A 14,049-nucleotide genomic window follows, 5' to 3' on the forward strand; every position below is an offset into this window, starting at 1 on the left:
CTCCTTTCGATTGATTTGGTTAAAAGGCGAGGGCAGGAGCCTGCTGAACCAAACCTCCAGGGTGACAAGGGTTAAAAACCCAACCAACTTATCATGGTTAAAGGCAGGCGACAGACTCCTAGAATGGCTTGAAAGCCAAGGCTGAATAAGTCGTCCTGCCCTGCCTACTTTTTGACTAAAATATTTATACCATATTTTTACGTAGGAGGGATTATAAATGAAGAACATTTTTCACTATCGTTTCGAGAACACTTTAATAAAAGCGTTTAACATCCTTAGTATGTTCTTTATAATATCAACGTTTTATACTTTCTTTACTTCATCTTTGTTCGCTTGTACAATCGTATACCACAAAAACCCTGATGGAACCATAGTTGTTGGAAAAAATAGCGATTTGGATTCACCTCAGGGATTGTTATGGTTCATCCCGCCGAGTGGCGGAAAGCATGGGATGGTACTTTTGGAGCAGTTAGGAGTAGATATGCCGTACGAAGGTATCAACACAAGCGGTTTGTATGTTGCAATAACCGCTGTACCGTTTTCCTGGAATATTCCAAACATCCTTAGACCAACACGCATAAGCCTTCAGATAGTTAGAGAAATTCTGGAAAGCTCAAATGACGTGCACTCTGCAATCGAACTTTTTAGGAAAAGGTCGATAGTATTTGGAACTTTGTTTGGCAATCCGATGGTTCATTATTTTTTGGCCGATAAATTTGGAAATACTGCTGTCGTTGAGTTTGTAAATAATCAGCTACATGTAATAGAAGGTGAAAATGTATTAACAAACCATTACCTATCAGCTGATTATATCAAACCCGATAATCCAACATCTCTAAGTCGCTACAAAAAAGCAAAGGCCTTAATTGAAAATAGTAAGGGTATAGAATTAACTCCAATGGATATTTTATCGATACTCGAAAGTGTTAAACAGGCATCCACAGTTTGGAACACTGCATTTGCTGTTCGTAATGTATCAAACAAAGCAATTGTAGAATTCTACATAAAGAATGCGAATGATGATGTTAGGGTTTTTAATGTGAAGACCGAGTTGGAAAAAGGAATGCATTTGTACAACCTGGAAACATTTGAAGAGGTCGACAAAGATTCTATTGCCCTAGCAGACAATATGAGACGGTTTTTAGTTAAGATTTCAAATAGTTACGGACCCCTTTCTTCATCATCAATGGCTACATTTTCGCTACTTGTTAATAATGCAGGTTATCCTAGAATCGGGGTTGAGTGTATCGTATTAAATCAATTAACAGAAGATAATTCTCAAACAAACTTATATCCTGGTATAAATTTTGACTACCATCTTCTTGAACAATTTAATTTGGCTATTGGCATATTTTTGAACCCTACCAAGCCTTTAATTAAGCTGCCCATATTTTCAATTACTTTCGACATAGGTATTGAACCAGACAATTGGATACCCTACAGACCTTTGCTCTTTCTAAGAAGTATGTTGAAGTTTACCGAAAACAACCCTGAACTTTCTTTTTACCTCATGTTTGGAAGTGGTCTTAGATTTTAATTTCCTCAGTCGTTCTTAGTTGTCGAAAGAGAAGTCATGTTTCAAAAAAAGTAAATACTCTTTTTATCTTCCACTCTTTCTTTACCATAGTGAAATCATATCTGCAATGCTCAAGATAAGTATGCCTACCTTCTCAAACCTATGTTTTTATGTATTTATATCGTGAAAAATTTCCAATTTCTCTCTTGACATTTACAATATTTTGTTTTATCATATTCGTGAAAAGTATCACGAAAGAAAATTGGTTTACTTTGAAAACTTAATACGCATTGATAAATAAATCCTAACCATTTAGCCCTGAATTTCCGTAGAACAATTTCATCTTTTTGGAGGTGTGGCGATGATTACCAGAACCTACAGTAAAGTTGAGGAGATTCTGAAGAAGTACGAATACAAGAAAGAGATGCTTATCAAAATCTTACTCGAAGTTCAAAAAGAGTACAGGCACATCCCAAAGGATGTTGTATACTACATCGGCACCGCACTTGGTATCCCTCCTGCCAAAATTTACGGTGTTGCAACATTCTACGCCCAGTTCTCTCTAAAACCAAAGGGCGAGTACACAATTCTTATTTGTGATGGAACTGCATGTCATATGGAAGGTTCAATGAGTCTTGTAAAGGCTATAGAAGAGGAAATAGGTATCAAGCCTGGTGAAGTTACGCCTGATTTGAAATTCAGCCTCGATAAAGTTGGTTGTCTTGGAGCTTGTGCTCTTGCTCCAGCTATGGTAATAAACGATGAAGTTTACGGAAAACTGACTCCAGAACAGGTTAAAGAGATTCTTAGAAAGCTCAAAGAGAGGAAGGAGGAATAACAATGAGTACAGTTGTTGTAAATGAACCAATATTGAAAAGCCCTCAAGAATTGCTCGATTATATAGAAAACCTCAAAGCGAAAAGAGAAAAAAAGCTCCAAAAACCCTCAGTTTATGTCTGTGTTGGAACCGGTTGTACGGCAAGTGGTTCAAGGAAAGTCTATGCGAAGTTTGTTGAAGTTGTTAAGGCAAAAGGTATTGATGTCCAAATCGAAAAGGTCGATGACAACGACGAACCGGTGAAGAAAACAGGATGTTGTGGTCTTTGCTCACTTGGTCCATTGGTAAAGATAATGCCATATGGTATCACATACAGCCATGTTAGTGTCGATGATGTTGAAGAAATTGTTGAAAAAACACTTCTAAAAGGAGAAGCCATTGAACGTTTGCTTCTCACAGACCCAATTACGGACAAAAAAGTAGAGAGGTTGGAAGATGCTACATTTTTCAAGAGTCAGACGTTCTACATAATGGAAGCTGTTGGAACAAGTGAATGTGAAAGCATTGAAGATTACATGGCTCGGGGTGGTTATTCTTCACTTGCAAAAGTTCTTTCTGGAATGGACAGACTTGAGATAATAAATATGGTGAAAGCTTCAGGATTGCGCGGACGCGGTGGTGGAGGATTCCCAACAGGTTTGAAATGGGAAGCTGCATATAAAAGTCAAGGAGATATTAAATACATTGTCTGTAACGCAGACGAGGGTGACCCCGGAGCGTTCATGAACAGAACGCTTCTTGAAAGAGACCCACACTCCGTTCTCGAAGGAATGATTATCGCAGCTTATGCGATAGGTGCTAGGAAAGGATACGCTTACATCAGGGCGGAGTATCCAATTGCTGTTGAGATGTTCAATAAAGCTATAGAAGACGCGAAAAGATATGGGCTTCTTGGCGAGAATATACTTGGAACAGATTTCTCTTTCGAGCTTTACGTTAAAGAAGGTGCAGGAGCTTTTGTGTGTGGTGAGGAAACGGCGCTTCTTGCATCAATTGAAGGTAAAAGGGGCGTTCCAAGACCAAGACCACCATATCCAGCACAAGCAGGTCTCTGGGGTAAGCCAACACTTATAAACAACGTCGAAACATATGCGAATGTTCCAAAGATAATCAGAGATGGTGTTGAGAATTACAGAAAACGCGGTGTTGAGAATTCACCTGGTACAAAGATGTTCTCTGTTACAGGTCCGCTGAAGCTAACAGGTATCATTGAGATTCAATTTGGGACTACGATTAGATACATTCTGGAAAATATCTGCGGTGGAACTTCGAACGGTAGAAAGATAAAGGCTATCCAGATTGGTGGACCATCGGGAGCTTGTTTGCCAGAGGAACTCTTCGACCTCCCGCTTGACTACGATTCACTAAAATCCGTTGGTGCAATGGTGGGTTCAGGAGGTATAGTTGCAATAACAGATGACAGATGTATGGTCGAAGTAGCAAGGTTTTTCTTGGACTTCACAAAACGCGAATCTTGTGGAAAATGTGTCCCATGCAGAGAAGGAACAATGCAAGCTTACAATATACTCGAAAAATTTACACAAGGTAAAGCAACCTATGAAGACTTGGAAAACCTCGAATACTTATCAGAGATTATTAAGACAGCTTCACTCTGTGGCCTTGGAAAAACAGCTCCAAACCCAATTATCAGTACTCTTAAATACTTTAGGTCCGAATACATCGAACATATTGAAGGAAGATGTCCAAGCGGAATGTGTACCGCGTTCAAGAAATACGTGATTATACCGGAAAAATGCAAGAGCTGTAGTCTGTGTGCAAGAAGTTGTCCAAACGGCGCTATCAGCGGTGAGAGAGGTAAACCGTATGTAATTGACCAAGAAAAGTGTATCAAGTGCGGATTGTGTGTAACAAAGTGTAAGTTCGGCGCTATAGAACTTGTTGGTTGATTCTCGAGGCTCGATTGTTAGTTTGGGAGGGTGATGGAGAATGAAAATAATAGTTAATGGAAGGGAAATAGAAATACGTGACGATGCGAGAAATGTGCTTGAAGCTCTCAGAGAAGTCGGTATCGAGATTCCAAACCTTTGTTATCTCTCAGAGACTTCGATATATGGAGCTTGTAGAATGTGTCTTGTTGAAGTCGACGGAAAGGATATAGTGACATCTTGTACACTCCAACCAAGAGAAGGAATGGTAATAAAGACACATACACCGAAGATTTACGAGTTGAGAAAGGGTATACTCCAACTTTTGCTTGCATCTCATGACGGTGACTGTACAACATGTGAGATGAACGGAAAGTGTAAACTGCAAAAATATGCACAAGAGTTCGGATTGACAAATAACAGATTTGAAAAGATTTCAAAGAAAACAATTACAGACACATCATCAGTTATTGTCAGAGACAATTCCAAGTGTATCCTTTGCGGAGATTGTGTAAGGGCATGTGATGAAATCCAGTCAATTGCTGCAATAGATTTCGCTTACAGAGGGTTCGAAGCCCAGGTTGTTCCATCGTTTGAAGAGAAGCTTGAAAATACAGAATGTGTCCTTTGCGGTCAATGTGTTGCATACTGTCCAACAGGGGCGCTAGCAATTAGAAACGACGTTGATAAAGTCTACAAGGCTATCGAAGAGGGAAAATACGTAATTGGTATGGTGGCACCTGCAGTGAGGGCATCTCTCCAAGAGGAATTCGGCTTGGAAGATGATGTAGCTGCAGCGGGTAGGATGGTTTCCCTTTTGAAGATGATAGGATTTAAGAAGGTCTTTGATGTTGCGTTTGCCGCTGACCTTGTTACTTACGAAGAAGCACATGAATTCGTAGAAAGATTGGAAAAAGGAGAGAAACTACCACAATTCACGTCTTGTTGTCCAGCATGGGTTAAATTCGCTGAACAATACTATCCAGAATATATAGATAACTTATCGAGTGTGAAATCACCTCAAATGGCACTTGGAGCGATAATTAAGAGATTCTATGCAAAGGAAATAGGTGTCGATCCAAAAGATATTGTGCTCGTTTCAATAATGCCATGTACAGCTAAGAAGTTCGAAGCAGAAAGAGAAGAATTTAACGGAGATGTTGATATTGTTCTCACAACAAGGGAAGTTGTAAAGATAATTAAATCAACGGGAATTGATATAAGAATGGTAGAGCCAGAACCATTTGACAGGCCGTTTGGGCTTTCATCACAATCTGGTCTGAGCTTTGGTAAGAGCGGAGGAGTTCTTGGAAGTGTTGCGAATGTTATTAACGAGTTAATTGGAATAAAGAATATAGAAACAAAACAAATTTCAGAAGGTGTGAGACTAACAACAATTGAACTTAGCAACGGTAAGGTCGTAAAAGGCATGGTGGTCTTCGGACTTGGAAACACCAGAAAGATTGTTGATTCAATAAAAGTTGGAGAACTTGATGTAGATATCGTCGAAGTTATGGCGTGCAATTACGGTTGTATTGGCGGTGGTGGACAACCATATCCAAACGATTCAAGAACAAGAGAAAAGAGAGCAAGGATTCTCAGAGAAGTTCAAAGTATCGACGTACTGATTTCACCAACGGAAAACTTCCATATGCTTCAATTGTATGAAAGATATCTCAATAAACCCCTTAGTCATGAGTCACACGAGGTAATTCACACACATTACAAACACAGAAGAAGAGTTCAAGAAGAAGAAATCGATATACTACCTCTTCCGGAAGAATCCGAAGACAAAGTTAAGGTAAGCGTGTGCTTGGGTACATCTTGCTACTCGAAAGGTTCATATGAAATTCTTGAAAAACTCATTTCAGTTGCAAACAAAGAAGAATGGGCAAGGAACTTGGAAATTAAAGGGACGTTCTGCGTAGAAAACTGCGGAAAAGCACCAAACGTTGTGGTAAATGATATAATAGTGTCTGAAGCAACAATCGAGAAAGTAAAAGAGGTGGCTTTGAATGAACTTAGAAGAACGAAAGGGGATTCTTCGGTTTCCAAAAGCAACGTTTGAACGTCTGAAACTCTACCACGCTCTTTTGAACCAGCTTCTTATCGAGGGTAAGCAATACGTTTTGTCTGAAGAAATTGCGGAGATGCTCCGTATCACTCCGGAGCAAGTAAGGAAAGACTTCTCTTTCCTGGAGACAAAGGGAAAACCAAAGGTAGGTTACGTGATTAAGGAATTGCTCAACGAACTTGACGAGCTTTTTGGAACCGGAGTAGACGAGAACATTATAATCATTGGAGCAGGACATCTTGGAAGTGCGCTTGCGAATTACAAGGGATTCAAAAATATAGGCATAAGGGTCGCAGCAATATTCGATAACGATCCAAAAAAGATAGGAACAATGGTTGGCGAACTTATGGTACTTCCGCTAAAAGACTTGTCAAGAGTCATTCGAAGATTTAGAGTGAAGATTGCAGCTATCTGTGTTCCAGAAAACGCTGCACAACAAGTTGCCGATTTGCTGGTAAGCCATGGAATAAAGGCTCTCTGGAACTTTTCTACAAGGATATTAGATGTACCAGAAGATATAATCGTGCAAAATGAGGATATAACAAGGGGATTACTCGGATTGAAACATATGCTGGCAGAAAAAGAAAGGATAGAAGCAGAAAGTGTAAACAAAACACAAAATCTCTCATCTAAATGATATTGTGATAATCCAAGCAATGTTTGAGCAGTTAATTAACCTTCGAACAATAGTGCGCCACGCGCATATATAGTGAGGAACGACCTCACAACGGCCACCACACCTTCCCACCCCGGTTATCAACCGGGGACTTTTTTTACAAAACGAAAAATGCCGGGTTATCCCGGCATTTTCCATTATTTTTCGTTTAGTTTACAGCTGATGAGTTCAAATCTCTATTCCATACACCTTCGAGTATTTTTCTTTCACGTATCTAACAAATGGTTCATAGGATAGTGGCTTACCGGTTACCATTTTGATTAACTCAGCAGGTTCATACATTTTCCCTTTCGAGTGAATCTTTTCTCGCAGAAAGTCTTTGATAACATCAAATTCACCCTTTGAAACTACATCTTCAAAGTCAATTTCTTCCTTTAACTTCTCAAATATTTGTGCAGCGTAGAGATTACCAAGTGCGTATGTTGGGAAGTAACCAAAGTTTCCACCATACCAATGTGGGTCTTGCATACAACCAAGTGTGTTATTTGGAACTTCTAAACCTATATATTTTTTGAATAGTTCAGCCCACTTATCAGGTATGTCTTTTACACTCAGCCCACCGTTGATTAGCGCGCGTTCAATTTCAAATCGGATGATTATATGCAGATTGTACGTTACCTCATCAGCTTCTGTTCTGATGTAGGACCTTTGGACTCTGTTTACTGCTCTCCAGAGCTCTTCAACCGTGTACTCTTTCATTTCTGGAACAATTTCCACAAACTTTTGATATATTCCCTTCCAAAATACCAGGCTCCTCCCCACTATATTCTCCCAAAAACGGGACTGACTTTCGTCAAAACCATACGAAGCACTGCTACCAATTGGTAAACCGTAAAATTCTGCTGGAATGGAGAGTGCATACAACGCATGTCCAAATTCGTGAATGGTCGAATAGATAGAGTTCCTCATGTCGTTTACAATATACCTTGTTGTTATACGCACATCGTTTAGTCCTATCGGATTTGTGAATGGATGTGCTGATACATCTAACCTGCCTTTGTTGAAATCGTACTTAAGGTAATGCAGTAACCAAATACTAAATTCTTTTTGTTTTTCAGCGCTGATTTCTCTATCAAACGGGTCTTCTGTTTTTGGTAAGCTCTCTATTTTCTTAAGCACTTCGAGAATAAAGGTCTTAACATTGTTAAATATCTGTTCCACATCCCTTGCTCTCATACCAGGTTCATAGAGGTCAAGCAAAGCGTTGTATGGTTCTTCTTCGTAACCTAGGATTTCTGCATACTTTCTGCATAGTTCTACAAGCTTTTCAAGCAAGGGTCTTACTTCTTCAAAATCCCCTTTTGGTTTTGCAATTTCCCATTTTTGTTCAAGCATCGTTGAGGTCATCATAATCTCTTGAAAGAGCTCAGGAGGCACTTTTTTATACTTGTAATACTCCTTCTTCCCCACAGAAACTATCTTTTCTTCGATTTCATTTTGTGGTTGGGCAGTTTCCAAGAGTGTGCCAAGAGCATCATCAATCATGGCTTTGAAAGCGTAAGTACCTATCTCGGATAAAACTTCTGCCCTGTAAGGACCTGCATCTTTTGGCATGTAAGTCTGCATATCCCAGTAGAGCAAGGAAGCTGCACTGTAATACTTTGCGACACGCTTGTAGTAATTCTTTAGTTCTTCCATACAAACTCCCCCTAACTTTTCTAAAAACTGTTATCAAAGTACAAATTCTAATTCAATGCTACTCAACCTGTAATGCAGAGCCTCACTAACAGCTTTTGCGTCGACAATATCATCACCATTGAGGTCAGCGATGGTTCTTGAAACTTTCAAGATTTTATCTATAGCCCTTCCTGAAAGCTTGCTTTTTGTGACAAAAAGTTTCAAAATCTCCTCTGCTTTGTCGTCCAGTCTAATATACTTCTCAACCATCTTATGCGTCAACTTTGCGTTTAGCTTTATATTCTCTTCTTTGTATCTATGCATCTGTTTTTCTCGTGCTTTCATTACCCTTTCACGAATTTGCTCACTCGATTCCCCGTCTGTCTGTGAAATTTTTCCACGCATCTCTTCGTACGAGACCCTGGGAACTTGAATCTGAATGTCTATTCTATCAAGTATCGGACCTGAGATATTTTTCCAGTATTTTCTAATTTCATAAGGAGAACATTTGCAAGCTATTTCTTTGTCTCCATAGTAACCACATGGACACGGATTCATCGCCGCAATTAATTGAAAGTTGGCAGGAAAGATATGCGTGGCTTTTGAACGAGAAACAGTAACCACTCCATCTTCAAGAGGTTCGCGGAGTGCCTCCAAAACATCCCTCCTAAATTCGGGAAGTTCATCCAAGAACAACACACCATTGTGAGCAAGTGTTACCTCTCCAGGTTTGACGTTGGTGCCTCCGCCAATTATAGCCACCGCACTCGATGTATGGTGCGGACTTCTGAATGGTCTTTTAGTGATTAGTTTTGAATCCAGCAGACCAATAGCACTATATATTTTCGAAGTTTCGATAATTTCTTGTTCACTCATAGGTGGTAGTATAGTTGGAAACCTTCGAGCAAACATTGTTTTTCCCGTGCCTGGTGGTCCAACCATCAATACATTATGTCCACCGCTTGCTGCAACTTCTAAAGCTCGTTTTGGAACTAAATGTCCACGAATATCCGAAAAATCCACTTCGTGGTTTTCAACATCAAACCTCGGTGTTTCATACTTAACTTGAGGAAGGTTTCCTGTCTTTATTGCTTGGACTGCTTCGTAGAGATTCTTAAATGGTAGGAATCTTGCTTTAGTAGCTGCGGCTTCAGGGATATTATCCGAAGGGATGATAAAGGTAGTCGAAGGATTCTGAAATTCCAACAATATAGGAAGGACACCTTTAACTTTTTTGACGCTCCCATCCAAACCCAGTTCTCCAATAACAACTGCGTTGAAGGGAGGTATGTGTTTTGCTGCTCCTAAAATAGCTAACGCAATTGCAAAATCTAAAAAGGTGCCTTCTTTTTTAACATCTCCAGGCGCTAAGTTAACAGTGATAAGCCCGTCGGGCATAGAAACATTTGAATTCTTGAAAGCACTGAGAATTCTTTGCTTGCTCTCTTTAACTGCGGTATCTGGTAGTCCGACAATGTTGATATCTCTTTTTACACTTCGTGGGTTTATGTCCACCTCCACATTTACCAAAAGCGGAGTTATACCAACAATAACTGCCGACTTCGTGCTGAAAAACATCCCCCTATCCCCCTTGTCCTTTCATTAACTCGTAGACCCTTTGAGCAATTCGTGCAGTTAACCCCCAGATAACATAATTTTCGTACTTATAAAAGATGACCTTATAAACCCCCCGTTTCCAGTTGTATTCTCTTCCAAAAGGTATGAGATGATACGGAAAATCTTCACGTGGTTTGAGTTCCACATCAACATAACCAATGGAGTAAGGTTTTTCGAAGTGTTCAAGAGGGACTAAAAATATTTCCTTAACCTCACTTGGGTTTATACAAAGTTCATTTAGGTCTACAGAAACAACAAATGGGTATACTACCGAATTGAAAGGCGTGATAAGTGGTTCTACTTCGAAAAGTAATTTAACAGTCTGGAGTCCTGTCTCTTCTTTAAGCTCCCTTAAGGCTGCTTCATATGGTTGTTCATTTTCTTCAATGTGTCCACCTGGAAACGATACTTCCAACGGCTGGGGAATGTTTTCCGACCTTACTTCAAAAAGAATTTTACGTTCATACACAGGGACACATACTGCATAGTAATTGAACTCACCAAGGAAGCGTTTCAAAAACTCACCTCAGCCTTTTGAAAATAGTTCTTTAAACTTGCAATGGGTTATTTAACGGCAGAATTCCAGTTCATCGGGTTTCCATAGAGACTGTTCCAATATCCAGAAGGCGTATCGTTAACATAATAGCATCTCACTTCTTTACCAAAGACAAATAAGTAACCATTACTTAAACTTATGTATTTTCCATTCGGAACGCTATCTGTAAACAAAACTTTCTTAGTGTTTTTATCAATAACCTGGAATTTGCCAGTTGAATCGATAACATAGAGCTTTTCTTTTCCTAGAATAGCATCAGTGATTTCGGCCGAAATAGTCAAGAAATTGTTCTTTTCTTTAAAAACAACTGTGCCTTCTTTCATAGGTATGAATTCATAAACGTTTCCATATTCGTCTATAAGTGAAAAACCTAATTGTTTACTAACGTAAGGCGTTTCTGAGTATATCGGTAGGTTTTTAGGTTTCCCTGCAAAACCATCTATGTTCTTATCCCTCCAAAGATTCCCAGCACCGTCAACAACATAAACCTTTCCAGCAAGAGACACCGATGGCGGTATTGAAGGATAGGTCCCTACTTTGTACGAGCTTTTTATGGTTCCTGTTTTTCCTTCATCTTTGATAACATAAAGCGTTCCTTTATCTGTAACCACGTAGAGCAAATATCCATCCCAAGCAGGACCGTAAGCGATATCACTGTCAAGTGAAAGTTTCCATGCAAGTGTTCCATCTTCTTTTAATGCATAGACGGTATCATCCCATGACCCAACGTATATATGATTACCAATTGTAATATGCCCAGTTATAACAAAGTTGGTTCGGTACGACCAAACTATCTTCCCACCATCGATTGTGATAACCGTGCCCTTCGTTGTAGGCACATATGAAACAGTTCCTTTTACAGCAGGTTTGCCAGAAATAGAATCATTTAAGACCACTTTCCATAGAAGTTCGTATAATTTTGGAGCTTTTGGTTGTTGTTGAGTCTCAGAAGGTTTTACAATAGTTGTCTCTTCCTTTTTTTGTTGTTCTTCGATAGATTCATTTTGTGAAGTCGAAGGAGCAGTTGATTGTTGGGTTGGAAGTTGCGACTGAACCGTTACTGGTTCTTGAACAACAGTAGTCTCTTCCTCTTCCTCTTCCTCTTCCTCACCAGTATAAACAGGGGCAAGAGATTTTACGGTAAATTTCAACTCTTTTTGTACAAGGTCAGCAGTAATCAACAAATTTCCAGAATACAGGTACCTTCCATCTGTAAAAAGTGCTCCTTTGTATGGAAAAGTAGTGCTTAACCTTGCCGAACCTCGGTAGAAGTAAATCTTACTCCCATCACTAAAGACATGATAACCAGAAAAGTAGACGTAATCTGAAAACTTCGGGTAGATTCTTTCGAGCTTCAAAAACCTAACATTTGAAATGTTAAAAAGTTGCGTTTGCGAGCCAAAAACTGCCATGTATTGTTCGGAAATCTTAATGGAATTCGCGTTTGTTGGCATGGACCATACAACGTTGCCAGCATAGTAACATACTATTTGGTTACTCTCGATTCCAATTATGTAGTCTGACACAACGTAAACACTCTTCATCTTTGACGATATTGTTCCTATACTTGTTGCTGAACCTTTTTCTATCTTGTACACTTTCGAGTTTGATAATACATAGTTAATCCCTACACGCTGCGCATTTTTAATGTCTATTTTAGTTTTCCCATTAAGAGAGTAAATACCATCACCTGCAACGTAGTAATATTGCGTACCGTCGAAGAGGACATCCAAAGCTGATACGTTCCTGATAACATTACCAGCTTCATCGACAATACCTGAAGTTGTAACGATAAGAGCCCCAGAAAATAGTAGTGTAGCGAACAAGAAAGATAATAGAATAACTGTCAGTAAATTTCTTCTCATAGCATCTTACCCCCAGATAATCTACTTGATACTGCTTAAGGGTTAATCAACCAAACGTGATTAATTATAAAAACGTTCAGTTATTTATTGGCGAGACCTGTAGAATCAAGAATTTCAGATACATCGTTTCAAGAATATTGTAAACTTGTGGATGGTCAACAGGCTGGCCACCTCTGTAAATTAACCTCAAAAGAACTTTAGCATCAATAGCAGCATCAACCAAAATAGACTCAAATTCGCTCTGGGATACAACTTGCGTACAGGAAGCCGTGGCAAGTAAACCTTCGCTTTTCAGTAGTTTCATACTTCTATAGTTAATTTCTTTATAGCCCTTAAACGCTGCATCACGACTTGAGGCACTCTTAGCGAAAGACGGAGGGTCAAGTACTACTATATCGTATTTTTTTGCTTTCTCATAACTGTACTTCAAGTAATCAAAAGCATTTGCAACGACAAAGTCCATTCTATCTTTATCAAAACCATTTAATTTTGCAATTTCTCTTGCTACTTCAATCGCACGCTCTGAGTAGTCTACAAAAGTTACGTGCTTTGCTCCACCACTAAGTAAGTGCATTCCAAAATTTCCGGTATACGAAAAACAATCGAGACAAATCTTGTCATAGGCAAACTCTCTGAGTTTTCTTGCATTCTCACGTTGGTCTAAGAACGCTCCCGTCTTTTGTCCTTTTGTATCAGCCAAGAACTTTATCCCGTTTATCTCAAATGGTATGAGTTCTGGACCAGAGCCGTAAATCCAACCTGAGAATTCTTCAAGACCTTCTTTCTTAACAGCATTTCCCTCGGTTCTTTCAAATATACCTGCCGGTGAGAAAATTTCAACGAGGACTTCCAAAATGAGGTTTTTAAGCCTGTTTATTCCAAGTGTATTAAATTGAATTGTAAGATATTCATCGAACTTATCCACAATGAGTCCAGGTAATCCGTCAGCTTCACCAAAGACAACTCTGTAAGCATTCTCTTTTGTGATATTGTATCTATTTCTTATTGCTTGCAAAATTCTATTCTTTATAAATTCCCGGTTAATTTCCACCGGTTTTCTTGAAAGCAATCTGACCGTTATCTTAGATTTTGTATTGATGTATCCAATCCCCAAAAACTGATTTGCGAAAGTGTATACAAGGACTATATCTCCATCCTCAAAACTGCCTTCTATCTTTTCAATTTCGTTATCGTAGACCCAAGGATGTCCATTAAATACACGACGTTTGATGTCTTTCTTTAAAATAACTTTCGCATTTCTTTTAACCACCGCCTATTTCACCTCTTAGCATGTCATATAATCATCGCCTACGGTTAAATTATAGCACAGATTTCGCTTTTCTCAATTGTGTTGGTATTTTGAAAAAAATTAAGTAAACTCTCGGTATTAAATGGTCTAAACAA

The 14,049-nt window shown here is 39.1% G+C and carries 10 protein-coding genes; 5 read left to right on the forward strand and 5 right to left on the reverse strand.

Features of this window, described 5'->3' with window-relative positions; genetic code table 11:
• Positions 1-217 precede the first annotated feature (217 nt).
• The 5 genes from AC3M61_RS00150 to AC3M61_RS00170 all read left to right on the forward strand — a co-directional run bounded on the left by AC3M61_RS00150 (position 218) and on the right by AC3M61_RS00170 (position 6,951).
• Positions 218-1,537 (forward strand): carcinine hydrolase/isopenicillin-N N-acyltransferase family protein, encoded by a 1,320-nt coding sequence (locus AC3M61_RS00150; RefSeq protein ID WP_500778934.1) that lies wholly within the window; start codon positions 218-220, stop codon positions 1,535-1,537.
• A gap of 340 nt (positions 1,538-1,877) precedes the next feature.
• On the forward strand, positions 1,878-2,354 hold the full coding sequence (nuoE, locus tag AC3M61_RS00155; protein WP_500778935.1) for an NADH-quinone oxidoreductase subunit NuoE: 477 nt from the start codon (positions 1,878-1,880) through the stop codon (positions 2,352-2,354).
• Positions 2,355-2,356: 2 nt separating this feature from the next.
• On the forward strand, positions 2,357-4,261 hold the full coding sequence (locus tag AC3M61_RS00160; RefSeq protein WP_500778936.1) for an NADH-ubiquinone oxidoreductase-F iron-sulfur binding region domain-containing protein: 1,905 nt from the start codon (positions 2,357-2,359) through the stop codon (positions 4,259-4,261).
• 40 nt (positions 4,262-4,301) lie between these two features.
• Entirely contained in the window at positions 4,302-6,308 is a 2,007-nt protein-coding gene (locus AC3M61_RS00165) for a [FeFe] hydrogenase, group A (RefSeq protein ID WP_500778937.1), read from the forward strand.
• Positions 6,256-6,951 carry a redox-sensing transcriptional repressor Rex gene (locus AC3M61_RS00170; RefSeq protein WP_500778938.1) on the forward strand — a complete coding sequence of 232 codons (696 nt, stop codon included), beginning with the start codon at positions 6,256-6,258 and terminating at the stop codon, positions 6,949-6,951. Before AC3M61_RS00165 ends, AC3M61_RS00170 begins: the two co-directional genes overlap by 53 nt.
• Positions 6,952-7,158: 207 nt before the next feature.
• Here the strand turns inward: AC3M61_RS00170 and AC3M61_RS00175 are convergent, their stop codons facing one another.
• The 5 genes from AC3M61_RS00175 to AC3M61_RS00195 form a co-directional block, all read right to left on the reverse strand.
• On the reverse strand, positions 7,159-8,628 hold the full coding sequence (locus AC3M61_RS00175) for a carboxypeptidase M32 (protein WP_500778939.1): 1,470 nt from the start codon (positions 8,626-8,628) through the stop codon (positions 7,159-7,161).
• Positions 8,629-8,661: 33 nt separating this feature from the next.
• Positions 8,662-10,185 (reverse strand): YifB family Mg chelatase-like AAA ATPase, encoded by a 1,524-nt coding sequence (locus AC3M61_RS00180; protein WP_500778940.1) that lies wholly within the window; start codon positions 10,183-10,185, stop codon positions 8,662-8,664.
• Between the two features lie 4 nt (positions 10,186-10,189).
• Entirely contained in the window at positions 10,190-10,741 is a 552-nt protein-coding gene (locus AC3M61_RS00185; protein ID WP_029684106.1) for an NUDIX domain-containing protein, read from the reverse strand.
• 47 nt (positions 10,742-10,788) lie between these two features.
• Positions 10,789-12,645 (reverse strand): outer membrane protein assembly factor BamB family protein, encoded by a 1,857-nt coding sequence (locus tag AC3M61_RS00190; protein WP_500778941.1) that lies wholly within the window; start codon positions 12,643-12,645, stop codon positions 10,789-10,791.
• A gap of 76 nt (positions 12,646-12,721) precedes the next feature.
• Positions 12,722-13,915: a class I SAM-dependent rRNA methyltransferase gene (locus tag AC3M61_RS00195; protein ID WP_500778942.1), complete on the reverse strand. Its 1,194-nt coding sequence runs from the start codon at positions 13,913-13,915 to the stop codon at positions 12,722-12,724.
• Positions 13,916-14,049 lie beyond the last annotated feature (134 nt).

This window comes from Fervidobacterium sp., from assembly GCF_059913585.1.

Excerpts from the sequence above, each read along its gene's own strand:
- AC3M61_RS00150 (WP_500778934.1), top strand. The coding sequence starts at position 218 with ATGAAGAACATTTTTCACTATCGTTTCGAGAACACTTTAATAAAAGCG.
- nuoE (WP_500778935.1), top strand. The coding sequence starts at position 1,878 with ATGATTACCAGAACCTACAGTAAAGTTGAGGAGATTCTGAAGAAGTAC.
- AC3M61_RS00160 (WP_500778936.1), top strand. The coding sequence starts at position 2,357 with ATGAGTACAGTTGTTGTAAATGAACCAATATTGAAAAGCCCTCAAGAA.
- AC3M61_RS00165 (WP_500778937.1), top strand. The coding sequence starts at position 4,302 with ATGAAAATAATAGTTAATGGAAGGGAAATAGAAATACGTGACGATGCG.
- AC3M61_RS00170 (WP_500778938.1), top strand. The coding sequence starts at position 6,256 with ATGAACTTAGAAGAACGAAAGGGGATTCTTCGGTTTCCAAAAGCAACG.
- AC3M61_RS00175 (WP_500778939.1), bottom strand. The coding sequence starts at position 8,628 with ATGGAAGAACTAAAGAATTACTACAAGCGTGTCGCAAAGTATTACAGT.
- AC3M61_RS00180 (WP_500778940.1), bottom strand. The coding sequence starts at position 10,185 with ATGTTTTTCAGCACGAAGTCGGCAGTTATTGTTGGTATAACTCCGCTT.
- AC3M61_RS00190 (WP_500778941.1), bottom strand. The coding sequence starts at position 12,645 with ATGAGAAGAAATTTACTGACAGTTATTCTATTATCTTTCTTGTTCGCT.